This is a genomic window from Litorilinea aerophila (assembly GCF_006569185.2).
Lineage (GTDB): Bacteria > Chloroflexota > Anaerolineae > Caldilineales > Caldilineaceae > Litorilinea > Litorilinea aerophila.
The window spans coordinates 156,490-180,513 of the sequence record NZ_VIGC02000013.1; the positions used below are offsets into that span (position 1 = coordinate 156,490).

Genomic DNA, 24,024 nt, shown 5'->3' on the forward strand with positions numbered 1-24,024 from the left:
TCCGCTATGGTTTCAATACTACCGGCATCTGTTTGTTCAGTTTACGATATTCGGCCTTCAACCCTTCCAGGATATCCCGGTATTCGATGGGCCGTGACGTCTGTTGGGCCAGCACCGCCGCGGCCAGCACCACGTTGCGGATGTGGCCGCCGGTGAGATCCGCAGCCGCGGCCAGCCGGTTGAGATCCTGGGGAGGCAGGCGATGGTGCTCTCCCAGATGGGCCAGCCAGAGGGCGCGCCGCTCCTGGGGGCCGGGCACGGCGAACTCGATGATGGCATCCAGGCGGCGGGTGAAGGCCGGATCAAAGCGGGTGCGGCTGTTGCTGGTCAGGATCGCAATGCCGTCATAGGCCTCCATGCGCTGGAGCAGGTAGTTGGTCTGGGCATTGGCGAAGCGGTCGTTGGCCTGCTGGACGTCGGTGCGCTTGCCGAAGAGCGAGTCGGCTTCGTCGAAAAGCAGGATGACCTCCGCCTGTTCGGCCCGGGCCAGGAGCTGGGCCAGGTTTTTTTCCGTCTCGCCGATGTACTTGCTGGTCACCGCGGCCAGGTCCACCCGGTAGAGGGGCAGGCCCAGCCGGGTGGCCAGCCAGCCGGCGGCCAGGGTCTTGCCCGTGCCCGAAGGGCCGACAAAGAGGGCGCACACCCCCGGCCGATAGCGGGCCACAGCCGACAGGCCCAGGCCCTCCACCAGCCCATCCCGCGCCCGGCAACGGAGGAGCAACCGTTCCAGTTCCTGCTGCAGGGTGGGAGGCGTGACCAGGGCCTCGTCGGGGATGCTGTCGGGCAGCAACTGGGCCAGGGCATCCAGCCCGCCCCCTTCGCCGCTGCGGGCCGCATGGAGCACATCACATCGCTCGGGCTGCTCTGCCCCCCGGCGGATGGCCTGCAGCCGGGCCAGGTGACCCAGCTCGGCGATGCGCGCGCTGCCGTGCCGGTAGTGCCGGGCCAGCTCATCCACCAGCGCCTCGTCCGGGTTGTCCAGGGCCATCTGCCAGAGTTGCCGGCGCTCGGCCGGCGGCGGGACGGACAAGGACCAGCGCAGGGTGGGCATGGTTTCACCATCCACCGTTCCGTCTGGGCCGCAAAGGGCCAGGACGGGGCCCGGGTAGAAGGGGAGCGGCGGGAGGGTATACCGCTGGCCCGGCGCCAACTCTAGCAAAAAGACGGGCAGCAGCTCCCGGAGGATCAGCCAGGGGCTCAGCCCCACCGGCCGCTCCTCGGAGAGAAAGACCGGACGCCGGCCCAGCTCCTCCCCGATCCAGGCGGCGGCGGCTTTGCCTTCGGCCAGGGCATTGGTGCGGATGACCAGAAGTTGCCGGCCCGCGGCCAGCCCCCGGGCATGCTGGGCGGCCTCCCGCCGGAGGGAGGGGGGCAGCGGCGGGAGCCCCTCGAGCGCCACGCCGATGGTCGCGCCGGGGTACAGGCCATCGTGGCCGTGGATGGCCAGACACAGGTGGGGCGGCACCCGCAGGCTGCGCTCTGTCCAGGGGGCGCTGGCGTTCAGCACTTCCAGCAGGCCGCTCTGCACGGCCGCGCCGGTCATCAGCAGGTGGATGGGATGGGTGGTCGCATCTAGCAGGGAAGAGAAGGCGGTGGCCAACAGGCCCAGGGTAGGCCGGGAACCGCCCAGGGGCGTCTGCAGGTGGGCCAGCGTCCGGCCCACCATGGCCTCGTCTTCCACCGCCGCCGTCAAGGCCACGGTCAACAGCTCAAAGACGGTGAGCTGGAGGGTCTGGGCCAGGTGGAGCAGGTGCAGGTCGGCGGATGCTGGCCGGCGCAGGGCGGTAGCCAGCCGCTCCACCCAGTCCCCATGCCCACCGGGCGCGGCCTGCACCACGGCTAGCTGATCCAGCAGGAACTGATGCTCCGGCAGATCGGGGCGGTCGGCCAGGGTTTCGTACAGGCGGTCGGCCAGGGCCGCCAGGGCGAAATGGCGCAGCAAAGGAGTGCCCTGGCTGGGCGGTTGATCCGGCAACGGGCCGGCACTACTCTGGCGCTGAGCCTGCTCGGTGGGGGCAATGGTCATGGGCGTCCTCTTCCTCCAGTTGTGCCCTCCGGGGGACCGGATGGATTTCCGTCGCCGGCGAGGCGGAGAAAGCCCCCAGGCAGGGCATCGTCGTCCACAGGGTCGTCTACGTAGTGGAACGTGACCACCCGCTGGAACCACGGTACCCAGCCCGGGTCCAGATCCAGGCCGGCCTTGCGGATGGCCAGATCCGTGTCTCGGATGGGGAAATAGATGTCCACGTGGGTGGGAGTGGCCGCAATGTAGCCCGGCCGTTTCACCGTCTCCGCCAGCCCCAGCCGGGCGTAGCCCCAGAGCCAGCGGCGGATGGCCAGCGTCCACGCCTGGCAGGCCAAGTCCAGCCGGGAGGCGGAAGCCCCGAGTCCGCGGCTGACCCGGTCCGGGTTTTCGGGCACCGGGCCGAAGCGGGCTGGCACTTCTGGCGGTGGGTCCCCGTGCCAGGTGGCCAGGGACAGGCGGCCAGAGCCGTCCCGCAGGAGTCGGACTTCGCCTGTCGGTCCCAGACGTCGCAGCTGGAGCCCCTCGCCCCGGCAGACTGTTGCCCGCCAGGCCGCCGGCGCCACGAAGTGCAGGTCCCCGAGGTCGGCCAGTTGGGCGGGCGCTGGCAGGGGAGGCGCCAGGGCGAGCAGCAGGGGATCCTGGCCATCCAGGTCCAGGCGTCGGTCCAGGTGGTGCCACAGGTGGGCCGGGAAGTGGCCGGCCAGCCACGCCGGATGCTCCGCCAGCCAGGGGCCGAAGGCCAGGCGGTTCAGGACGTTGAGCAGGAAAAGCCGTCCCGCATACCGGCTTGCCTGCCGGCCATCCTCCTCTCCGGGGACAGGTGGAGGATCCAGCTCCGACCCGGCTGGTGGTCGCGCCCTCGGGGCTTCCGCCTCCTGGCCCTGGCGCGCGGACGGCTGTCCTCGAGGGGCGTGGGCGGGCGCCGATGCGGGGGGGAGACTCGGCTGGCGGCCCTCCCTGTGGAGCCGGTCGGAAGCCTGACTGGCCTCCGCCGCCTCCGAGTCAACTGGCTCCAGACCGTCCTGGGCACGGCGGAGGGATTCCGGCCGGCCGGCCGCCGGCGGGAGAGCCTGGTCTGGGGTCCCGGCCTGGGCTGCAGCCTGGCCGGTTTCGCCTGCCCGGGCCTGAAGCCATTGGCCCACCTGGGCCATGAGGCCGCCAGGATCCAGCAGCCAGGTTCCGGCCCAGGTGCTGGCCAGCGTCCACAGCCCGGCGGCCAGCCAGCGGGTACGGGCGTCCTCCAGGCCCCATTGCCTGGCCCAGCGGATCAGCGCGTCCTGGCCGGGCAGGCTGGCAGGTGGGGCCGGCCAGGACAGGGCATGACCGGGGTCGCGCCCAGGGGGCAACCGGCGGGGGGCACAGTCCCAGCCAAAGCGCCGCAGCCAGGCGTCTCCGTCCAGTGGAGTCAGGCAGGCCAGCAGGGGATCCAGGCAGTTCGCCTCCAGCAGGGCCCGGACCAGGTGCAGGGCGCCGACCGGCCCCACCCGGGTGCCGGTGGCCCCCGCCAGCAGGAGGCTCAACCCCGCGGCCGTGGCCATGCGGGGATCCCAGGGGCGGATGGCCCGGGGCCAGTACCAGGCGCTGGCCGTGCCGCCCTGGGCCAGGTGCCGGGCCAGCAGGATGTACGGCTCCAGCTCGTCCCGGAAGTAGACGGCAGGGCGGCGCTCTCCGTCGGGCCGGCTCCCATGGACGGCCTGGACGGTCACCTGGCGGAGCCGGGCCTCTACCCGCAGGGCCAGGGCGGCGGAGCTTTCTCCGGGGTGGATGGCGCCCACGTCCAGGTGTCGCACCACCCACAGGCGGGCATCGTCACCGGGCAGGGTAGCCGTATGGAGCGCGTCTGCCAGCAAGATGGCGCCCCGCCGGATCAGGGGCTCGCGGGGGGCTCTCAGACGCAGGGTGCGCACCCGGCGCGGCGGAGATGGATCCATGGCGATTCCCATTTGACTGCTCAAAACCCAACCCGGGCGGTCAGGGCATTGCCCTGGAGCGCCTCCAGCCCGCCGAAGTGAACGGACGCCCCCTGGTCGATCTGGATGTTGGCGTGCAGGGTCTTGATCACCCGGGTGACGGCCTGGCCGCCCAACAGGTCGTCCACCACTGCTTCCGCCACCACCTGGTTGTTGGCGTAGATGAGGGCCGGCGTGCCGATGGCCACCTTGCCCGGCTGGACGGCCACCTTGACCCGGGTGCCCACCTGGGCCCGGGTGGGCTGCTGGACGCGGCCGGCCACGATCTGGTGGACGGGGGCATGGCTGGCCAGGAGGATGCAGACCCGCACCAGGTCGTCCATCAGGCCGAGGGCGTCCGGCTGGCGGCGGTCGATGTTGTCGTAAAGCCAGTCCACCAGCGCCTGCATCTCCCGACGGGCCAGCCGGTCGACTTCGCCCCACCGGGGCAGGATGGAGAGATCCTCCAGCCGGACGGGGGCATCGAACTGGCTGAGTCGTTCTGCCCAGTTGAGCCGGATGGCCGCAGACACGTCGCCGAAATGGCCGTACAGACAGGTGGCGGTCTGGGCGATCTCGTCCAGGTGGGCTGTGGCCTCCTGGGCCACGTCCGCGTGTCCGTGGTCCGCGTCGCTGAGATCCCCCAGCGAGAGAACGAGCCGGGCCTGTTCCACGGTCTGCTGCCAGCTCAGATCGGCCAGGGCACTGACGGTAAACTGGGCCTTGGTGACCATCATCTGGCTGACCTTCTGTTGTTGGGCCCCCAGGATCTTCTCCAGGCTGCCCGCCAGCAGGCCACCGGCCGTCGGGTCGTAGCCTGGAGCTTCCTGGACGATCAGTGCCTCCTGCTGTGCCCGCAGGCTGGCCCGTTGCACCGTCCGCCAGAGGGTCTCCGGCCGCCCCAGGCGCTCCAGCAGGCTGGGGGCCCGCCGGTACCACAGGAGCGGCGTCTGGCGCAGGAGGCTGACCAGGCGACGCAGTTCCGGCGGCGGGGTGAGGGTTCGCCGGCGGCAGGCGGGCAGGGGCGCCTCCCGCAGGCCAGAGTCGATGACCCGGGTGGGCATCTCCAGTCGGGCTTCGCTGAGCCGGGGGCGATGGAAGGCCAGGAAGGTGACCTGCTCGGCCAGGATCTGGTCCCGGCGGGCGTTGATGGCCTGGACCCGTTGGGTCTCCTCGGCCAGGAGGGCCCGGGCCACCGCCACGTCGTGGCGGGCTTCGGCCAGCCGGTTGCCGATGGTGGCCAGGCGACGGTCCGCCTGGACGGCCAGGGCCTGCACCTGGGCCAGGGTCTGGCGACAGCGCTCGATGGCCTGGTTGTACTGGCGGATGCGCCCTTCCACCCGGCGCAGGGCCGCCACCAGGTCGTCCAACACATCCACCGAGGCGGCGAAGTAGCGGGCCTCGTCCGCGTCTTCCGGGTCGGGGTCGTCCAGGATGACCTGGAAGCCTTCCCGGCGGTAGTCGGCAAAGGTTCGGGCCGGTGCCACCTCTTCGCCCTGGGCGTTGAAGCGGGGCCGGCTGACCACCAGGTCGTCCACCTGGATGCCCAGGTCGGCGATGCCCACGACGGCTTCGAACTTGGCGGCGACCGAGGCCGCCTTGGCTTCGTTGGCCGGCGGGATCTTCATGCGCTCGGCCACGGTGACGGTGCGGAAGTCGTAGGCGTTGCCCACGATGGAGGGCTGCTCCACGATGGTTTCCTTGCTGGCTCCGGCTACGGCCTCGGCCCCACCGAAGAGCACGCCCCGCTCGCTGACTTTCTCCACAGAAGCGGTGGCCTTTTCCGCCAGGCCGCCGGACGTGACGCGTCCTTCCACGGTGGTGGCTTCGGTGACCCCGGTGAGCGTCCCCTCTTCCCGCAGCAGCCGGTCCACCACCAGGCCGCCCCCGGCGCGCTCCCGCTCCCGGAAGGTGCCCGCGCCCAGGAATTCGGACGAGGTGAAGGCCACCGCGCTGACCGGTTGGGGGGCGCCCACGGGCTTGAATCCCACCCCGCTGCTGGGGCTCTTCACCTTGTTCAGGAAGCGCTGGAGAAACTCCGGGTCGGGTTCGGGTGTCTGGCTTTTGACCTTGTTCAGATATTCCTGGATGCCCTCCTTGGTGGTCCGGGCGGATTCTTCGGTGGCGATGGCGGCCAGGGCCGGGGAGGTGGCCAGGCGGCTGGCATCTAGGGTGCCCCACATCAGGTGGCGCAGGCGGTAGATGTTGGTCTGGGCCCGGACGAAGCCCAGGTCCACCTGGTCATTGGCCTGGCGGACTTTGGCCTCCAGGAAGAGGATGAACTTCTCCAGCCCCAGGCGATCCAGCTCCGACAGCTCGTCGTTCTGGCTCTCTTCGTACAGCCGCCCCAGGAAGGCGGCGATTTCCCCCAGGTTGCCAAAATTGACCAGGAGCTCGAACTCCTGGTCGGTCATCCGGCCGTGGAAGATGAGGCTGTGGCCCATTTCGCTGTACTCGATGCGGCCGGCCAGCTCAGGGGGAAATGCCAGGGGAAAGATGCCCTGGGGCGCGCCCTGCAGGGAGACCACGGTCACATGTTTCAGGGGCGTCTGGTCGCGCAGGTAGTCCCGCAGGGCTTCCACGGCCAGGACCATCAGGCGGCTGCTATCGCCCTGGGGGGCCGGTTGGGTGCCGTAGGGCAGCTCCGGCTCGGCCAATTCGGGCACGCTGGGATCCACACCGTCGTCCGCGATCGCCTCGGCTTCCAGCGCATCCGGATCCGGGTCGGGGAAGGTGAGGGGTTCGCCGTGGATGGCCTGGAACAGGGCAGTGGCCACTGTCCGCACGTCCAGCCGCCGGCGCAGCCATCGGGCCCGACGTTGGACGAACTGGTCGATGGCCTGTTGAAATTCCGGGCTGACCGCCTCGATCTGGAGCAGGTGCGGGTCGAACCACTTCTGGGGAACCGGCACCAGCACCCGCACCCGGTCCGGTACGGAGAGGTCGAAGGGGGAGAGGGAGGCGCTCTCCGCGGTGGCCAGTTCCAACTGCTCCAGGGGAATGGGGACGGCGTCCACGGTGTAGGCGGGCGGGAAGAAGTGGTTGCGAGCCTCCCTGGCCTCCACCGCAGTGCGGGGCAACAGGCCGGCGGGCGGCAGGTAGTGGAACTCCTGGCGCAGGGTCTCCGGGGACGCGCCAGTGGCCACTGCCTCGGCCACCTGCTGGATGAACTGCTGGATGCGGGCCTGCCAGAGGAAGGGCGTGCCCGAGTCCGGCACCAGGGGCGGCCGCGCCTTCCGCTGTCCCCCCTCCCGCACCACCGCGTGGCGATCCACGAAGAGGGGCTGCCAGGCGTCGTCAAAGCCCACCAGCGCGATGGGTACACCCAGGCTTTCCCAGGGCAAGATCTTGCCAAAGAACGCCAGGCGCTCCGCCTCGAAGATGGTGTGGGCCAGGCGGTTGCGCCATCCGTCGCCGGGGAGGGGCAGGGGTTTCCACTCTTCGGGCCAGGCATACCAGACCAGCCGGCAGCCATCCACCGTCTGCCAGTCCTCGAAGGCGATGTCGCCGGGCTCCACCGGGCAGGGGTCGGTGGGATCGAAGCGGGCCGCCACTTCGCTGACCACCGGCTGCAGGACCAGCACCCCGGCCGGCGGCAGCGGGATGCCTTCATCCAGCAGCTCTCCCAGGGAGGGGCCCAGCCGTCGGGGCAGCAAGGGTTCGCCCACCCGGGCCAGGGGGGGATCCCCGGCGGGGGGCGCTTCGCCTGCCAGGAGGGCCACCGGCGCGTAGACGGGCACGGCGCGCACATCCATGCGCAGGTTGCGTACCACCTTCACATCCTCGCCGCTGGCGGCCAGCCCCCGCCCCACGGCCACGTGGTAGAACGCGGCGCTGCCGGTGCGCTCCAGGGCGACTTCCAGCCCGTGGATCACCCCGGGGGAGAAGGCCTGGCCCAGCAAGGCCAGGCGTCCGGCCCGGTTCTGCTGCTCCACCGTGAGCGCGATGTCGCTCAGGGCCCGGCCCGGGTAGAAGCGGATCCGGTGCCGCACCGCCGGCGCGGCTGCCCCCTCCTGCACCTGGGGTGCCATCTTAGGCTGGACACCGACGATCCGTTCACCTTCCATGGGGTTGGCCAGCGGTCTGACTTTCATGGCGCCACTTCCTTTAGCATTTTGTCCACAAACTCCGCCACGTCCTGGGGCGAGCCGGCCCGGATGACGGCTTCCAGCTCTTCGGCCAGGGCGGGCAGCCGGGGCGTGGGCGTCAGGCGGGCCAGGCGATCCAGTTCGGGAACCCGGCCGGATTGAGCCAGGCTCCGGGACAGGGTGGTGCTGGCCAGGTTGGGGTTGGCTGCCTCCAGCCGGCGGATCCCTTCGCCCAGCTCCACGTCGGCGAACCGCTCGGTCACGGCCAGGACGGCAGCCCGGTCGATGCCCGGTGTCCCTTGAGAGCGGCTTTCCAACTCCCGGATGGCGGCGTCCAGCAGGGTGCGGGAGGTGGTGAAGCGGGGGGCCGCCAGGGTGGTGATCAGCTCGGCGTCGGCCAGGGCGGTGCCCCGGCGCCGCAGGTTGCCGAAACGGGTGGTAAGGCCGAACTCCCGCAGCCGGTTGACCAGATTTCGCTCTCGTTCCCGCTCATCGGCCGTCAGCTCCACGGCAACGGGGGGGCCACCGGGTGCGGCCCGGCCCGTGAGGTTGCGCTGCCGCACGTACCAGAGGGTGGATGCGTTGTCCAGCAGAGCCTGCCAGAGCACGTCGGCCTCGCTGCGGGTTGTCTCCACGGGCGCGGCCTGGGTCAGGGCGGCCGACTTGAGGGTGGAGAGGGCCTGCTGGGGGGAGAAGGTGGCCCGCAGGTTGGGCGCGACCGGCCGCAGGCTGCGGGAGAGGGTGCCCAGCTGTTGCTGCAGACGGCGCACCTGGGGCCGGGGCACCGGAATCACCACCAGCACAGAGGTGGATGCCTGCTCCTCGGCCGAGAGGGAGAGGTCGATGGCCGGCAGCAGGAGGCTCTCTTCCACCAGGGCTGCCAGCTCATCGTCCGGGACGATGGTGAGGTCCGCGGCCACGCCTACGGGAAAGTAGATCTGGGTGAAATCTGCGGCCCGCACCGCGCCTTTGGGCATACGGCCCACGGGCGGCAGCAGTTGGAAGTAGTCGGCCGCGCTGATGTGCTGGTCGGCGTCCGCGGCGGCCCGGTCCGCCAGGAGTTCATCCAGCTGCTCGTGGTACTGCAGGACATGGGCTTCCCGGGTGGCCCGAGGAAGCAGCCCCAGGCCCAACACGTCGCCCTGGCCCAGGGGGAAGCCAGCGCCCACGTCCCGGCGCACCAGGTAGTTGTCGATCCACTGGACCACGTTGTTGCTCAGGGCCACCATGGCCAGGGGCAGGGCGCCGGTGGTACCCGGAGCACTGCCATCCAGGGCTGGGGAGACCTGGGGCCTGTCGCCGAAGATCTGGGCGGCCACCAGGCTCCGACGTCGGCCCGGTGCCACCGCCAGCCCCCCGGCCCCGGCGTTGTCCGCGAAGGGGATCAGGGTGATGGCGGTGGCCTCCACGATTTCGCTATCCTCCACCGTCCGTTTGGCTTCCAGGGAGGTGGGATAGGAGGCGATGGGGTTGGCGCTGAACTCCACCGGCCGCAGGGCGACGATGTACAGGCCCGTGAGATTGCGGGCGGGCTCCCGCGGCAGGCGCAGGAGGCCAAAAGCCGCATCCAGACGCTGGATCTCCGGGACATCGGTCAGGTCGACCTCCACCCCCTGGGTCAGCAGGACGCTCTCGCCCAGGGCCGTGATGCCATGGCCGGCGTCGATGTGGATCCGGCCGGCGGCGCTTCCCTGGCGCACCCAAAGGCCGTCCACCACGCCCTGGCCGCCCGCGTGGCCCAGATCCTGCTGGCGGCTGAGGAAGTAGACCTGCTCCCGGGTGAGATCCTCGGCCGTCAGGAAGCGGCCGTTGAAGTAGAGGGGCCGCCGCCGCAGGTCGTCCCCAATCAGGACACCGCTGTTGAGCAGTGCCGGGACCTCCACGCTGTCGATCCGCTCGCGGGCGGGGACTTGGGTGGTGTCAAACATGGTTGCCTCCTTTGATCACAGGCCCAGCCAGCGGGCCAGGGCACCGCTGGGGTAAACCAGCGGGCGGGCGTCATTGCCGACCTGGACAGGCTGCGTTCCCCGGATTGGCGGCGCAGGCGATGCAGCCGCGGTGGCCGGCAGCAGCAGCCGGGCCAGGAAGAGCGCGGTGGGATCCTGGCCCAGGGCATGCTCGGGCAGGGGCGTCAGCCCGCCCAGGTCGGTGAAGGCCGTGCCTTCCCGCCAGGCCTGCAGGATGGCCGCGCGCAGCGCGCCGGCCCGGTCCGCCGGGGGGACCGCGGCCAGGTCCGGCCAGAGGGGCTGGGGCAGGGGCGGGTCGGCCTCGGTCCGGATCACCAGCTCCAGCTCGTAGCCGTCCTGGAGCCGGGATGGCATGACCGCGTCCAGGGCGTTGTAGGGCCCGGCCGCGAAGGCCGGGGTTTTGCCCTGTTCGCAGACGGTGAAGCGGACGAAGAGGTCCACCACCACCGCCTCGTCGATGGTGATGCCGTCGCCCACGGTCACACCGGCCACCGGCGTCCCGTGTAGTCCCTGGCGCAGGGCCTCCGCATCCTGGGCCTGATACCAGCGATCCAGGCGGATACAGGCGGGCCGGGGCAGCTCGATCAGGCGCCCGATGCGGTCGATGGCCAGCCCGGGCTGCACCAGGAGCTGCTCCTCCCGGCCATCGGGAAAGTCCGGGTCCTCGCCGGGGGCCAGGGCTGCTTCCCAGTCCACCCGCAGGCCGGCGACCGTGCCGTGGCCGTGGAGATAGGCCAGGGCTCGGGCCAGCCGTCCCCGGTGATAGGTCTGTTCGTCGGTAAAATCGTCGGCGTCCAGCAGGATTCCTGTGGCGTAGAAAAGTCGCCGGGGGGTCTCCCGTGGGCGCACCAGTGGATCATCCCGTGTGCTCATCATTCCCTTCCCATCTTCTGCGGATTTGCTTCAGGCCTGGGTAGACGGGCATGCCCCGGATGGTTACCCGGGGCTGCCTCTCGTGTCTCATGGCCCTACGGAGGCGGCGTGGGATCTGTGTCGCCGGGCCGCTCCCGGACCACGACCACGGCCCGGGCCGGCGCGCTGCGTTGGCCCCGGTCGTTGACCACCACCAGCTGGAAGTGGTAGCGTCCTGGCCGGGTGGGCGCTTCCACCTCGACGCGGGGGAAGCGGGTGCGGATGGGCTGGTCCCGCTCAAACCTGGGCATGGTCGCCTACCGCTCCACATTCACCAGGGTCCAGACATATTCTCGGATGGTACCGCCGGCCACATCGAACGATCCTTCACCGCTGAGGGCGAAGGATTCGCCGAAGGGCACCTCAGACGGTGCCTCGATGACCGCGGTGGGGCCCGGGTCGGTGATGGTGACCACGGCCTGGGCCGGCGCCGAGACGTTGCCGTCGTCGTCCACCACCTGCAGCTCAAAGATGTATCGGCCGGGGCGCAGGGGATCGTTGGCGTCTACTTCCACCTCGACCTTGGCGTCGGTGGTGGGAACGGGTACTCCGATTTCAAACTTGGGCATGAGATCCTCCAGATTCAGGAATTATTCCACTCGTCGCCAGATGTAGCGGACGATGCGTCGGCCTGCCGGCGCCCAGGAGCCGCTGGCATCCAGCACAAACGGGGTGCCCGCAGGCGTGGGCGGGACGGGCGCCACGTGGGCCTGGGGCGGCCGGATGCCCATGGGGGTGGCGGGCAGGGCTCCCCCTTGTAGCCTGGGATCCAGGCTGGCCGGTCGCCCCAGGGAGAGCCCCCCGGCGGTGCCCACGGATCGGGGGAGGCGCTGTCTGCCTTCGCCCGGCCGCGGCCCGCCAGGAAGCCGCCCATCCTCTGCCCGGCCGAGATAGGTGTCCGCGCCCACCAGCGAGGCCAGCCCCACCAGCAGGGACATGCTGGCTTCCAGCACCTTGACCTCCACGTGGGCCGGCGTCTCCAGCGCCACGATGCGACGGATCAGGCCCAGATCCTGGGGCGTCACATCCTGGTGCACCAACACAGTGACCCGATGGGCCAGCCGGTCGAAAAAGGCCTGGACGGTGGCCCGCTCGCCTTCATCCGCCAGCTGATCCACCCGGAAGAGGGCCAGGAACTCCTGGCGGGCGGGCTCCTCCAACACGGCGGCATCGCCCAGAAAAAGGGTGTCGCCCACATAGGAATTGCCGCTGACCGTCAGCCCGGCCAGCAGGGGATCCTGGGCCCCCGAGAGCTCGGCGCCCAGGATGGTGGCAAAGGTGCGCCGCAGCCGCCAGTCCTCCACGATGACAATCTCGCCGCCAGAGACGCCGCCGCCCGTGGCCACCTCCAGGGCCAGGGCCAGGCCGGCCAGGGTGCCTCGCCGGCGGTAGAGTTCGGGCGCCCGGGCGATCAGGGCCCGCTGGCGGTCCGGCCCGTAAGCGGTGTCCAGGGTGACGCCGATCCAGCTGCCCAGCCAGGCCAGCGCCTCTTCGGGCGCGGTGCGGGGGTCGGTGAGCAGATAGCTGGCGGCGATGCGGTCCTCCAGGGGGGTGAGGATGCCCTCCATGTTGCCCAGAAAGCGCTCCAGGAAATCGGCCGGCGTGCTGGATTCCCCCGGCGCCAGGGATTCGTCCGCCTCCGGGCTGAAGGTATCCTCGTGGTAGAGGGCCGGCAGGTAGTGCTCTACGTAGGAGAAGCGGGAGCCGTAGGCCCGCAGCGCCCACAGCTCGGGGGTGGTGCGGCCGTCGCCCTGCAAAGCCACCCGGACGTGGAGATAGCGTCCCCGCAGGGTGCGCACCCGCCTGCCGCTGCGCTGGATGAGCACCGTAAACAGCCCCGCCCGTCCGGGCCGGCGAGGGCAGCGGATCAGGCCGGGGTGAAAGGGCAACTCAGACGGCCACGAGACCCAGGCGCCCTGGGGCAGCCGATCCCGGTGGCTGTCGGCGAAGAGGGGGCCAAAGCGGTGTTCGTGCCACTGGGCTGGATCCGCCGGCGGCAGGGGATCGTCGGTCGCCGCCAGGAAGACCTGGATGCCACCCCGGGCCGGGAAGTGGGCCTCCAGGTAGAGCCGATGCCAGATGGTCTGGGGCGAGCCACTGTCCAGGGGGAGGCGGCCGGTGGCTTCGCCCTGGGGGGCAAAGGCGGGCAAGGACAGCCGGTGGAGCGGCCGGGGAGCCAGGGTGCCGGCCTCCCGGGTAGGATAGTGGGGCGGGAGGGTCACGCCGTTGAAGAACGGGCCGCCGTCATGCTGCTGGAGGGGGTAGAAGTCCCCAACCGGGAGCACGGCAGGGCTCTCCTCTCCCACGGGGAGGGCATCCACGGGGTAGACCGGCGCCTCTGCCGGGGTCCCGGCCCACAGGACCGCGATGTGGCCTTCGGCGGCCCAGGCCATGCTGTACGGGTGCTGCATCCCCAGCAGTCGGACGGCTTTGTACCAGCCCAGGGGCTCTGCATTCCCGGGCGCCAGCAGGCGCACCAGCGCTTCCTGCCCCGTCCGCCAGCTCAGGACCGCCACTTGGCCCTGGGGGCTGCAGTCGATGGCCACGGGCGTTTCGTCGTCGGGCCAGGTCAGGTCCGTCAGGACGGTGAGTCGGGGCGGGTTCGGGTTTTCAGGACAGGGCCGGAAAACCTGGGCTGCATAGGCCGCGTAGGGGCGCTCGGGCAAGGGCAGGCCCTGGGCCCGGGCCAGGCGACGGTGGGTCCGGTCCAGCACCCAGACGCCACCCCGGGGGTCGGCCGCCAGGCGCCAGGCGTCGAAGCCAGGTGCGGCCAGGGTTACAGGGCGCCACAGGCGGTGCAGGTCGTAGAGGAGGAGGCGGCCTGCCATGGCCACATAGAGCACGCCATCGTGGCCCACGGCCAGGTCCGTAGGGGTACCGGACAGCGGCGGCTTGAAGAGGGTCAAAACGCCAGGGCCTGCCCAGGCCACCTGGATCGCCTCGGCCAGGGGATCCCAGTAGGCCCAGGTGCCGAAGCCATCCACCGTGGCGGGCACCTGCTCCAGCCGGGAAAGGGCCTCGACCTCGGCATCATCCCCGGGGGGCGCGCCCAGAGGATCCCCGAGCCGCTGGCTGGCCAGCCGCAGGGACCGTCGCTCCCGATCGTAGTGGAGTTGGGGCGGCGCGCCCGGAAGCGCCCAGTCATCCTCGTTTGCCAGCATCCAGAAACGCAGGCCATTGGCGTCCATCAGTAGCAGACCTCCGGTACCACGGGCACGGCCACGGCGGTGTCGGCGGCGAAGGGATTGGGGACGCCGCTCAGATCGCCTGGGGGATCCACGTCGGCCACCACCACCAGGGAGAGGAGCTCGGGCAGTTGCCAGCGGGCCATGGCCACTTCCTGGGGCAGGCCGGGATTGGGTCCGGCCACCGGCTGCCAGTCATCGCCCTGGCGCCGGAAGAGGCGCACTCCGCGCACCCCGCGCACCCCCTCCACCCGGGCCACGGCCACTTCCAGTTCCCGGTCCCGCACCGGGGTGTTGAGCGGCCAGCCGTTGCCCAGGGGGCCGCCGCCGCCCAGGGGCCAGAGAAAGCGTCGCAGGGCCTCCCGCACGCCGTTGAGGACCGTCTCCTGGCCGGCGCCGTCGGCGATGGTGATTCCCACGCTCACGCCCAGGGGCACGTACTCGCAGCCGATGACGTAGAGCTCCGTGGCCAGGGGGCGCCGCTGGTCCAGGTGGGCATGGACGGCCTCCAGGGTGGGCCGGTCCGCCCGGGGGTTGGGCGGCGTGGGCGTCTCTTTCAACGGCCACACCATCACCGAGACCACACCGGTGGCGTTGGGGTCTCGCTGCTGGGGGCGGAAGCGGGGCAGCACCTCCACCCGTCCCAGGCGGACGCCGGGTGTTTCGGCGGCCAGCCGACGATAGTCGTCGGTGGTGACGGCCCGATCCCGGTGGCGGAAGAGGGCCGGGATGCGTTGCTCTGCGGCCTCCAGGGTTTCGGCGTCCTCGCCGCCGGTGGCGGGCAGGGGTTGGGCCACCTTGAGTTTGGGAACGGGGCGCCCCTGGAGATCTACCGCGGTGATGGCGTTCAGGGAGCCGGCCGGCACGTTGCCGACCTGGCCGCCGCCCGCCCGCAGGAGGCCCACCCGGATGCGGCCGCCCAGGGGCGGGATGCGCCCCCGCACCCCATCGCCGAAGCGGACCGTGCCCGCCTCGCTGTCCAGGCGGTAGACCGGGTCATCCCGGCCGGCCAGGGCCAGGTCGTCGATCTGGCGCCAGGCCCGGAAGCCCAGGCCCGGCTCTTCCACCTGGAGCTGCAGGCTTTCCGCCTCGACAGAGCGGCCGGGTAGCTGGAGCTCCTGGTCGGCCCGGCCGTTGCTCTGACCCACGACCCGGTTGAAGATGGACTGGCGCTGTTCCACCTCCACCGCGTTGATGCCCACCCAGCTCAGGGCCAGGCTCTGGAGGGGGACCAGGGGCCGGAGGCGCAGCCAGGTGACTAACCGCGCCGCGCTCTTGGGATCGTCAAGGCGGGGTGGCTGGTCGCCTACACCGGCCTGCGGCTCGCTGCGCACATCGTTGCCGGGCGCGGCCAGGAAGCGAGCCGCAGGCAACGCCAGCCGCTGGACGCCAGGCCGGGTCAGGCCGGCCGTGGAGTCGGCGATCACGTCCAGCGGGTGGTACTGGGTGCGGCCGTTGACCGGGTCGAGGCCTGTCACCTCCCACAGGTGGGGGATGCGGGCCCGGGGACCGATGTCGGCGAAGAGGGCCGGGACTTCCAGGGCGGGGACCACGCCCACGCTGAGGAGCTGATGGCCGCCGCTGTCGCTGCGGCCCAGGCTCTCCCGGACGGCCTCGACCCCATCCGGGGTGGGCGCCAGCAGGGCCAGCCAGAGACAGCGGTCCACGGTATCGGCCACCAGGTCAAAGCCGGTCGCTTCTGCCGCGCCGCCTGCAAAGACCGGGGTGGTGACGTAGGGCTGGGGGCGGCGGTCGCCCAACCGATAGAGGACCTGCAGGCCCAGGAGGAGCTCCTGGAGCTGGCTGTCCCCATCGGTGGGGAGGGGGCGCTTGTAGTAGGCCTCGGCCTGGATGGGCAGCACGGTGAGCTCGGTGCGGGTTTCGAAGGTCACCGGGCCGGAGACTTTGGCCAGAGCCTGGATGGTCGTCGCACGGGTCTGCTGCTCGTCGTCCATGGCCACGGCCACCAGGGTGCGGGCCGGCCGGGCCGGCCGCATGGGCACGTCCAGCAGGCGCAGGAAGGCCAGCCGCTGGCGTTCGGGAATCAGGTTGGCCCGGTAGAGCAGCGTATCGGTCAGCCAGGCGAAGAGCTCCAGCAGGGTGCGGCCCGGGTCGCCCTGGCGGGGATGGGTCCACTCGGGCGTGTGGGCCGGGATGCGGCTGAGCAGTTCGTTGACCAGGTCGTCGAAGCTGCGGTCGTCGAGGGCAGGCGGACGAATGGGCATGGTCTATGCCTCCAGTTCCATGGTGAGACCCATCTGCTGCAGCAGGCCGGTGCGCCGCAGGCGGTAGGCGATCTCGATGCGCAGTTGCGCCGGCGCGTCGGGCACCTCTCGCACCTCCACCCGGTCCACCAGGATACGGCTCTCCCAGCGGTTCAGGGATTGGGTGATCACCTCGGCGATGCGGGTGCGGGTGGCCAGGTCGTTGGGCTGGTGGAGAAAATTTTCCAGGCCGGCGCCGAAGTCCCGGCGCATCAACTGCTCGCCGGGCCGGGTGCGCAGGATGACCTGGATCATCTGGCGGACGCTGGCTTCCAGGCTGGGGTAGTGGAGCTCGCCGTTGGCATCGGGCAGGGGCAGGAGCGGCCAGCCGATCAGTTTGGGTGGAAGGGTGGAGGGTGCCATGGTCTATTTGCTCTTGGGAATGGGCAGGCAGATCTTCACGAACAGCAGCCACCAGAAAACGATGTCCAACAGGGCCAGGAAGATGCTCAGGACGATAAACGCGCACAGGGTGATGATGGGGATGTTGAAGCTGCAGATCCAGTCCAGGGCCAGGCCCACCCCATCGGCTGGCCGGTTGCCGCCGAAGAGATCGTCCAGGTTGTTGCTCTGGAGGAAGTTGAACATCTTCTCCGGCACCCGGAAGGAGACGTTGGGCTTCAGCATCTTGACGGTCTCCCGCTGCTCCGGGTCGAAGAGGTCGGGCAGCGGGATCTGGACCGGCGGCGGGGCCGGGTCGCCGCTTTCGTACCAGGGTGCGATGGCGAAGGGTTGGCTGGGGGCAAGGCCCCACACCAGCCGCGGGGGGCAGTCCCCACCGGCCGCGTCCCGTTGGCGCACCCGGATGAAGGTGTGGAGCCGGTAGCGCCGCCGGGGCGTGTCGAACCGCCGCTCGCCGGCCACCACCCCATTGCGCCGCTCCTGGATCACGCCCTCCAACGCTGCCAGGATCCGGGTTCGCTGTCTGCCGTCGATCCGCCAGCGCAGCACAGCCGGCAGACTGACCATCGTGGCCGTCCCTGCCGGAGTGCCCGTGGCCTGGGCATCCAGTTGGGCCTCCCAGCGCGCGGCGCTGGCCTGCAAAAAGTCGCCGGCCCGGAGCTGCCCCTGCTGGCCCCCGCTTCCCGTCACGGCCAGCACCACCTGATTCAAAGCCCCGACGAAGCGCCGGGCCTGGGGGCCCGTCCCCAGCGCGTCCAGGTCCATCAGCAGGCGCAAAACGGTCATGACATCGGCCAGGGACGAGCTGCCCGGTGACGGCAGCGCCAGGGCCCCGTTGAGGAGCGGGAGCTCCCGGTCGGTCCCGACGGCAAAGAGGGGCGCCAGCAGGGGATCCAGCCCGGCCATCACCTGGCCCAGTTCCGCCTGGCTCAGGGGCGCGGGTGCCTGGCTGAACTCGCTGCTGGTCACCGGCAGGATCCCGTAGAGCAGGGTCTTGCCAGTGGCCGCGCAGACCTCCGGCGGCGCCACGAACAGGGGCACGGTGCTCTCGGCGGGCGGCTCCTGGATGCCCAGGGCCTCGGCCAGCCGACGGTTGATCTCCGGGTGGCCGGCCTGGAGGCGAGGGGGGCGCCGGGTCGGGTCGGGGTCCAGGGTTCGTTGATCGGGCGCCAGGGGAAGCCATCCTCGCCGGTCGCTGCCCAGGTGCATCCAGCCCTCCTCCAGCAGTTCCCCCTCTTCGCCCTGGAGCAAGGCACCGTCCGCGGCGGTGCGCAGCCGCCGGACCACCATGCCGGCGCTCTCGATCTGGCCAGGGGCCAGGCGGGGCATGCCGAATTCGTTGCAGAGCGCCTCCACCAGGACCACGTAGAAGGTTTGGTGGACGGGTTGAAAGAGCTTGAGGGTGGCCATATCCTGGAAGCGGGCGTCCCGGATGGCGGGAAGCTGGGCGGCCAGCCCGCCCAGGCCGCCGGGGCTCCCCAGCTCGGCCAGCAGGGCCGGGATCAGGGCCTGGACGCTTCGGGCCAGCAGGGTAGGCTGCGCCCCCTGGCCATCCAGGCTGAGTCCCCGCAAGATGTAGTGGTGATGGCCGTCTCCATTCGCGGTGGTGTTCATGGCGGTGTTCATGACAGTGTTCATGGCGTTGCCGTTCAGGCCGGCAGGGGTCTGGCTTACCATACGTTGCCTGCTCCTGGCGTGTAGCTGGGGCTGATCACGCTGTTGGTGATCAGGGTGTCGCACTGGACCACACCGGAAAATTGGGACATGCCCGCGGTGACGTTGACCATGCCCGCGGTGACCTCCACCGAGGTGGCGCTGACGGTGAGCTTGCCGCCGGTGTCGATGGTGACCCCGCTGGGGTCGATGGTGATGGTGGTGCCCGCGGCCACGATTTCCACCGTGCCGCCGCCGGTATCGGTCAGGGTGCCGCGAACCCCACCCGGCGTGGTGAACTCGATGGTGGGGTTGTCCTCCTCAACGATGGCGATGCGGGTGCCTGCCTTGCCCACCAGGGTCCAACGGTCCACCCGGTTGCCGGGCAGGCTCTCCGGCGGCCCGGCGTTGCCGTTCCACAGGCCGCCACAGACCACGGGCAGGCGGGGGTCGCCGTGGATGAAGGCCACCAACACCTCGTCTCCCACATCGGGAATGAAAAAAGCGCCCCGGTCGGCCCCGGCAAAGGGGACGGCCACCCGGGCCCAGATGGGGCCATCCTGGTCGATGGGGCCATCCCAGTTGAGCAGGCGGATCTGGACCCGGGCCAGGCTCAGGGGATCTTCCACCGAGACCACTTCGGCCAGGTAGACCGCCTGGAAGCAGCCGGCTGTGGCCGTGTCAAAGAGGGTGTGGGCATCCATCAGCGGCCTCCCCAGTAGGCACTCTCGGCCTCAAAGTCCGTCTCGTAGCCCCGGCGGGTGTCCCAGCGGTGGCAGGCGTAGGTGACGTAGTAGGTGTTGTCGAAGCGGGGGCCCAGGCCCTGGAGGGTGACGTGGGTGCCCACCCGCAGGGCCGGGTTGCCGTCCGCCGTGCCCCGCACACAGACAAAGCGTCGCGCCCGCAGGTCGAAGGCGGTGTCGGCCACGGCCTGGGCTTCATCCTGGCTGGTGACGGCCAGATGGCCCACGTGGTGGCGTCGCTCGCCCAGGGCTTCCTCCAGGATCTGGGCGCCCGTGGTGCCGCTCCCTGGCCCCAGGTGGGCGCCCCGGCCGCTGCCGGTCACCCGTTGCCCGTCCGCCGCGTCCCACCCAGTCACGGTGACTTCGGTCACCTGGTGGGCCAGATCCACCAGGACCCGGGCCCGGCGAAGCTGGCTCTGGAGCTCCAGGGTCAGGGCGCCCCGGCGGACTTCGCCCCGGGGGGAGACGTGCAGTTCCTCACCTACCACCTGAAGGTCGCCGTGATAGCGTTGGACAATGCGACGGAGAAAGGCCAGGTCGCTCTCGTTGAGCTGGACCTGGGTGCCGATGGGGTCGGTGAAGCCCGTGACCACGGGAGTCAGCCCCAGGTTGTCGGCGATCTGGCTGGCCAGGTCAGCGATGGAGACGTCGTCGTAGATGGCCGTACGGCGGGCCATCCGGGCCTGCTGCAGCCGGTCTTCGGCCAGGACCACCAGCTCCGGTGGGCCATCCCCCGGGAAGTCGGCCTCCAGCCCGGTGATGACGCCCTGGAAGATCTCCTGGGGGGCGCTCTCATCGCCGGCGTAGATGGCGATCTGGCTGCCCAGGCGCAGCAGGTCGCTGCTCTCGAAGGCCAGGTCGGCGCCCCCTTCCGGGTCGCTGGCCACGTTGCTCAGGCGCAGCTCCAGGGCCGAGAGGCCGCCCTCCCGCTCGGTCATCTCCATGCCGATGATCAGCTCCTGGACCCGGGCTTCTTCCCGGGTATCGACCCGCACGGTGGGGCGGGCGCTGTAGATGGCAAGGGCGCTCAAGGCGGTTTCGGTCATGGGATCCCTCAGTCTGCCCGGAGGCGGGCCTGGCGACGTTCCAGTTCTCGCATCTGTTGCGCCAAAGCGTCCAACCCGGGGGAGAAGGGGCCAGCCGGTTGGCCCTCTGCCCCTTCCTCGGGCGAGCGGTTCGCCTCTGGGGCGCCTGCCTCGGGCTGGCGCTGGATTTCACCGACAATTTCATCAAAAACGACAGGCATGGCATCTCTCCTGGGGCGAACCATTGTTCGCCCCTACATTCTGCATTCGCCCGGCCCTGGTGACATCGGGCGGGCACGGGGGCCCGCCCCTACGGGGTGCTGTCGAACTGCAGCCGGGCCCGCAGGCTGGCGTTGGCCCCCACCTCGGCTCGCAGGCTGGCAGAACCCTGGAGGCTGGCCTGGCCGCCGATGCCGAAGGAGGCGCCCACGTCGGTGCTGAGGTTCGCCGTGGCATTCACCGCCAGCAGCCGTTCCGGGTCCAGGTTGAGGGAAACCCGGGTATCCCGCCGGACGGTGCTGAGTGCGGTGAAGGCGCCAGCCGATGCGCTGACCCCGGCCGAGGCCCTGGCACCGGCCTGGACGCTGGCACTCGCGCCGGCTGTGAGTCCGGCCCCGGCGGAGGCGCCCAGGCTGACACCGGCTCCCGCCCCAGCGCTCAGGCCCGCGCCGGCTCCTGCACTCAGGCCGCCACCGCCGCCCACGCCGATGCCGGCGCCTGCCCCTGCACTGGCAAAGGCCACCGCCCCGCTCAGTTGGGCGGGCGGCGCTACCACCAGGGAATCCCCCGAGGCAAAGCGCAGGCTCTCCTGGCCGTTGGCCGCGCCGATGGCCCGGGCACCCCGGGGATCGCCGCTCTGGGCGGCGGCCTGGGCGGCATTCTGGCCGGGGCCGCCACCGCCGCCCTCCGCCGGGGCCGTGGGCACTTCCACCGCGGGCCGATTGGCCGCATTGGCCTGCTGGCTGTCGAAGCTGCCCGAGGTGTCTTGCGGGGCGAAGACCTCATCCTGCCTGGACATGACCAGATTGACCGTGGAGCGCAAGGGAATGCCGTTGGGGGCAAAGAAGTCGATGGTCTCCTTGAACGATTCCACCATGCCCCGAAACTTGTAGGAGCCCCACTGGAATTCCACCACGGGCGGCGCTTTCTTGTCGGCCCCCCGGGTGGGATCCATCAGCCGGGCCAGCTCCTGGGTGCGGTTGCGCACATCCTGGCCGTCCAGGGTGGTGTCGAAGACCAGCTCCATGGTCAGCTTGGCGGTACTCTCGCTCACGTACTGCTTCTTCTTGCTGCCCTTCCCCTTGTTCTGGAGGGTATTGGAGACGTCGTATTGTAACTTCTCCGGGTTGAAATCCACCGGAATGGCCTTGCCCTGGGTGGGGTTCCCCTGGCTGTCCAGGGGGAGGGGGGCAAAGCGTGCCGTGCGGAATTCGGCTTCTTCGGTCATGGGCTTCCTCCTGGGGCGATCAATTTCATGCCCTCATGGACCAGGTGGAGCTCTTCCACGCCCACCTCCCGGGCCGTGGCGTTGAGATCCGGCACTTTGAACTTGGTGGGCAGGACGTTGGTCAGTTCCCACGTCAGCCTGGGGCGGCCGGCGGCATCCTGGATGGTGATGGTGGCCGTCAGGCGGTAGGCGTAGGCGTTGGTGCGGGTGACAAAGTCGAACCACTGCCAGAGGTGCTGGGTCGTGGTGATGCCCCGCTTCAGGATGACGGTGCCAAAGGTGACCCGTCCGGCCCGTTGCACCGCGCCGAAGTTGCGGCCCCCCTCTTTGATGACATGGGGTTCCATGGTGGCCTCCAGGCCGCTGCATTCCGAGAACTGGCCGCTGCACAAGGGCACTTTGCCCTGGCTCTCCTGGAAATCAACCCGGAAGCGGAAAACGTGCAGCGGATCGGGCTGGCGTTCTTCGGTCATGGCTGCCTTATCCTCCTGGCGAGGCCAGGGAGACCTGGCCTCCCTCGTCCATGGCCAGCACCACCGCGATCTCCTCCACCGTGGCTGCGGCGTCGAACTGAATTTGGGCCACCAGGCGGCCGTTGTCCAGGTCGTTCTGGGTCATGGTGCTGCGGTCGCAGCGCACCTGGAACGCCTCCTCGGGGCTGCGGCCCCGCAGGGCCCCGGCCTGGAGCAGACGCAGAAGGAGCCGGTTCAGGGCGTCCTGCACCGCGGCCCACAGCCGTTCGCCCGAAGTCTCGAAGACCAGCCCTTCCCCCTGGCGGCGGGCCTCCCGCAGGAGGATGGCCACCAGGCGGTTGACGCCGGCCAGCCGGTAGCTCTCGTCCAGGGAGGTGGTGACGTCGGAGAGGAGGCGCAGGCCGTCGGGCGTCTCCCCCAGGGTGGTGACGCGCTCCACCAGCGCCCGGGCCGACGCGGCGTTCCCCGATCCCAGGGGGCGCTCCAGCAGTTGCGCCCGGTCCAGCCGGGGCAACAGGGCGTGGACATCACCCAGGCGCCGGCCGGCCGCGCTGCGAAAGGCACCCTGCTCCAGGGCGTTGTGGGCCAGGATGCCGGCCAGGACGCCGTCGGGGGGCTCTGCCTGTTCCGGCAGGGAGGCGCTGATGGCGGTGCCCACCCAGGGGAAGGCCAGCTGGAGGAAGGCGCTGGCGAGCCCCGTGGGGCTGGCATCCAGGCCGTGGGCCAGGGGGCCCCTCCCCTGGTCGATGAGGAAGCCCAGCAGGTGGCGCTCGGCCGGGCTGCCCGGTTGGGGGAGGGGAAGCGCAGCGATGAGCTGAACCTCCCGGCGGTGGCGGGCGATGAGTTGACCGGCCATGTTCAGGGCCCGGGCCCACTGGCCATAGCCCGCCTGGTCGCAGCGGGGCGCCCGCAGCCGCGCCGCCCCTGATGGGCCGGCCCCCTGGGCCGTGGAGGATGTCGGCGGGGACTCACCGGGCACAACAGCCGGGGTCCCACACTCGACCCACGCCTCCGGCAGGGGGAGCGGCGGGGGCAGGGGGGCGGGCGGCAACGGATCGGTGGCCACCAGGTCCGGCAGGTCCGGCAGGCAGAGCATGGCGACGTCGGGCAGGCCCAGGACGTGGCCCATGCCCCGCCAGCTGCGCTGCTCGGCAGGCTCCGACGCCAGCACGGTGGGGTAGCCGGGGATGAGCCGGGCCAGGCGCGCCTGGCTCTCCGCGGCGAGGGCGCGGCGTCCGTCCACGTCGGTGGGGTAGGGCCAGGGGTCGCCCACCCGCACCACGTAGCACTTGCGCCCCCCCTGGGCGAAGAAGGAACGGACGGCTGCGCCCAGGTAGGTGGTGCCCGACTGTCCCGTGTCGCCCAGGGGCCGCCGGTCCCAGGCGAAGAGACGGTCGAACTGATCCCAGCTCTCCAGGGGGACGGGGAGATCCAGCAGGGCGGCCAGATCCTGGTGGGGGTAGCGGACCACCGGCTGCCGGTCGTCATCCCGCCGCAGCCAACCCCGATGCTCCAGCCACTCCACCACCGGCCCGGGCACGGGCGTCTCCCGCCGGGCCACGAAGCCGACGAAACAGGCGACGTCGCTGCGGCTGGGCGCGCTTTCCACGATGGCTGGTTGTTCTTCAAAACGTAGACCGGGCATGGTTGCCTCGAGCAAGAGCAAATAATAATTAATAATTCATAATTATGAATTATTAATTATTGATCTAGCCACCCATCACTTTAGAGGATAACAAAAGAAGAGGTTGGTTTGAGACGTTTGATACACTGTTTGTAAGCCAACAAACCGTATCAAGGAGCGTCCTATGCAAACCAACCTCCATCTGTATCATAACGTATTGGCGCGACTTGGCCAACTGCTGCCGAGGGAACGGATCACGCGACGGC

At 70.4% G+C, this 24,024-nt stretch carries 17 protein-coding genes; all 17 read right to left on the minus strand.

Features of this window, described 5'->3' with window-relative positions; all coding sequences use genetic code 11:
- Positions 1-4: 4 nt before the first annotated feature.
- Positions 5-2,026 (minus strand): AAA family ATPase, encoded by a 2,022-nt coding sequence (locus FKZ61_RS12070; RefSeq protein WP_141610372.1) that lies wholly within the window; start codon positions 2,024-2,026, stop codon positions 5-7.
- Positions 2,023-3,957: a hypothetical protein gene (locus FKZ61_RS12075; protein ID WP_141610373.1), complete on the minus strand. Its 1,935-nt coding sequence runs from the start codon at positions 3,955-3,957 to the stop codon at positions 2,023-2,025. Before FKZ61_RS12075 ends, FKZ61_RS12070 begins: the two co-directional genes overlap by 4 nt.
- A 20-nt stretch (positions 3,958-3,977) precedes the next feature.
- Positions 3,978-8,069, minus strand: a complete 4,092-nt coding sequence (locus FKZ61_RS12080) for a hypothetical protein (RefSeq protein ID WP_141610374.1) — start codon at positions 8,067-8,069, stop codon at positions 3,978-3,980.
- Positions 8,066-9,991, minus strand: a complete 1,926-nt coding sequence (locus FKZ61_RS12085; RefSeq protein WP_141610375.1) for a hypothetical protein — start codon at positions 9,989-9,991, stop codon at positions 8,066-8,068. The genes FKZ61_RS12080 and FKZ61_RS12085 overlap by 4 nt, the downstream gene beginning before the upstream one ends.
- 15 nt (positions 9,992-10,006) lie before the next feature.
- Entirely contained in the window at positions 10,007-10,903 is an 897-nt protein-coding gene (locus FKZ61_RS12090) for a hypothetical protein (protein WP_141610376.1), read from the minus strand.
- A gap of 95 nt (positions 10,904-10,998) precedes the next feature.
- The gene (locus tag FKZ61_RS12095) at positions 10,999-11,193 is read right to left on the minus strand and encodes a hypothetical protein (protein ID WP_141610377.1); all 195 of its coding nucleotides are present in this window, start codon (positions 11,191-11,193) and stop codon (positions 10,999-11,001) included.
- Positions 11,194-11,199: 6 nt separating this feature from the next.
- The gene (locus FKZ61_RS12100) at positions 11,200-11,511 is read right to left on the minus strand and encodes a hypothetical protein (protein ID WP_141610378.1); all 312 of its coding nucleotides are present in this window, start codon (positions 11,509-11,511) and stop codon (positions 11,200-11,202) included.
- A gap of 21 nt (positions 11,512-11,532) precedes the next feature.
- Complete coding sequence (locus FKZ61_RS12105) at positions 11,533-14,130, minus strand: phage tail protein (protein WP_141610379.1); 2,598 nt, start codon at positions 14,128-14,130, stop codon at positions 11,533-11,535.
- The gene (locus FKZ61_RS12110) at positions 14,130-16,352 is read right to left on the minus strand and encodes a putative baseplate assembly protein (protein ID WP_141610380.1); all 2,223 of its coding nucleotides are present in this window, start codon (positions 16,350-16,352) and stop codon (positions 14,130-14,132) included. The genes FKZ61_RS12105 and FKZ61_RS12110 overlap by 1 nt, the downstream gene beginning before the upstream one ends.
- A 3-nt stretch (positions 16,353-16,355) precedes the next feature.
- Complete coding sequence (locus tag FKZ61_RS12115) at positions 16,356-16,754, minus strand: GPW/gp25 family protein (protein ID WP_141610381.1); 399 nt, start codon at positions 16,752-16,754, stop codon at positions 16,356-16,358.
- Between the two features lie 3 nt (positions 16,755-16,757).
- A complete protein-coding gene (locus FKZ61_RS12120) occupies positions 16,758-18,470 on the minus strand; it encodes a hypothetical protein (protein ID WP_141610382.1) in 1,713 nt (570 codons plus the stop codon).
- Positions 18,464-19,150 carry a phage baseplate assembly protein V gene (locus FKZ61_RS12125; protein ID WP_141610383.1) on the minus strand — a complete coding sequence of 229 codons (687 nt, stop codon included), beginning with the start codon at positions 19,148-19,150 and terminating at the stop codon, positions 18,464-18,466. Before FKZ61_RS12125 ends, FKZ61_RS12120 begins: the two co-directional genes overlap by 7 nt.
- Positions 19,150-20,235: a phage late control D family protein gene (locus tag FKZ61_RS12130; RefSeq protein WP_141610384.1), complete on the minus strand. Its 1,086-nt coding sequence runs from the start codon at positions 20,233-20,235 to the stop codon at positions 19,150-19,152. Before FKZ61_RS12130 ends, FKZ61_RS12125 begins: the two co-directional genes overlap by 1 nt.
- Before the next feature lie 8 nt (positions 20,236-20,243).
- Positions 20,244-20,435 carry a hypothetical protein gene (locus tag FKZ61_RS12135; protein ID WP_141610385.1) on the minus strand — a complete coding sequence of 64 codons (192 nt, stop codon included), beginning with the start codon at positions 20,433-20,435 and terminating at the stop codon, positions 20,244-20,246.
- Between the two features lie 89 nt (positions 20,436-20,524).
- On the minus strand, positions 20,525-21,661 hold the full coding sequence (locus FKZ61_RS12140; RefSeq protein ID WP_141610386.1) for a CIS tube protein: 1,137 nt from the start codon (positions 21,659-21,661) through the stop codon (positions 20,525-20,527).
- Positions 21,658-22,134, minus strand: a complete 477-nt coding sequence (locus tag FKZ61_RS12145) for a phage tail protein (protein ID WP_141610387.1) — start codon at positions 22,132-22,134, stop codon at positions 21,658-21,660. The genes FKZ61_RS12140 and FKZ61_RS12145 overlap by 4 nt, the downstream gene beginning before the upstream one ends.
- Before the next feature lie 7 nt (positions 22,135-22,141).
- Positions 22,142-23,779, minus strand: coding sequence for a hypothetical protein (locus FKZ61_RS23975; protein ID WP_141610388.1), 1,638 nt, complete (start codon positions 23,777-23,779; stop codon positions 22,142-22,144).
- Between the last annotated feature and the right edge of the window lie 245 nt (positions 23,780-24,024).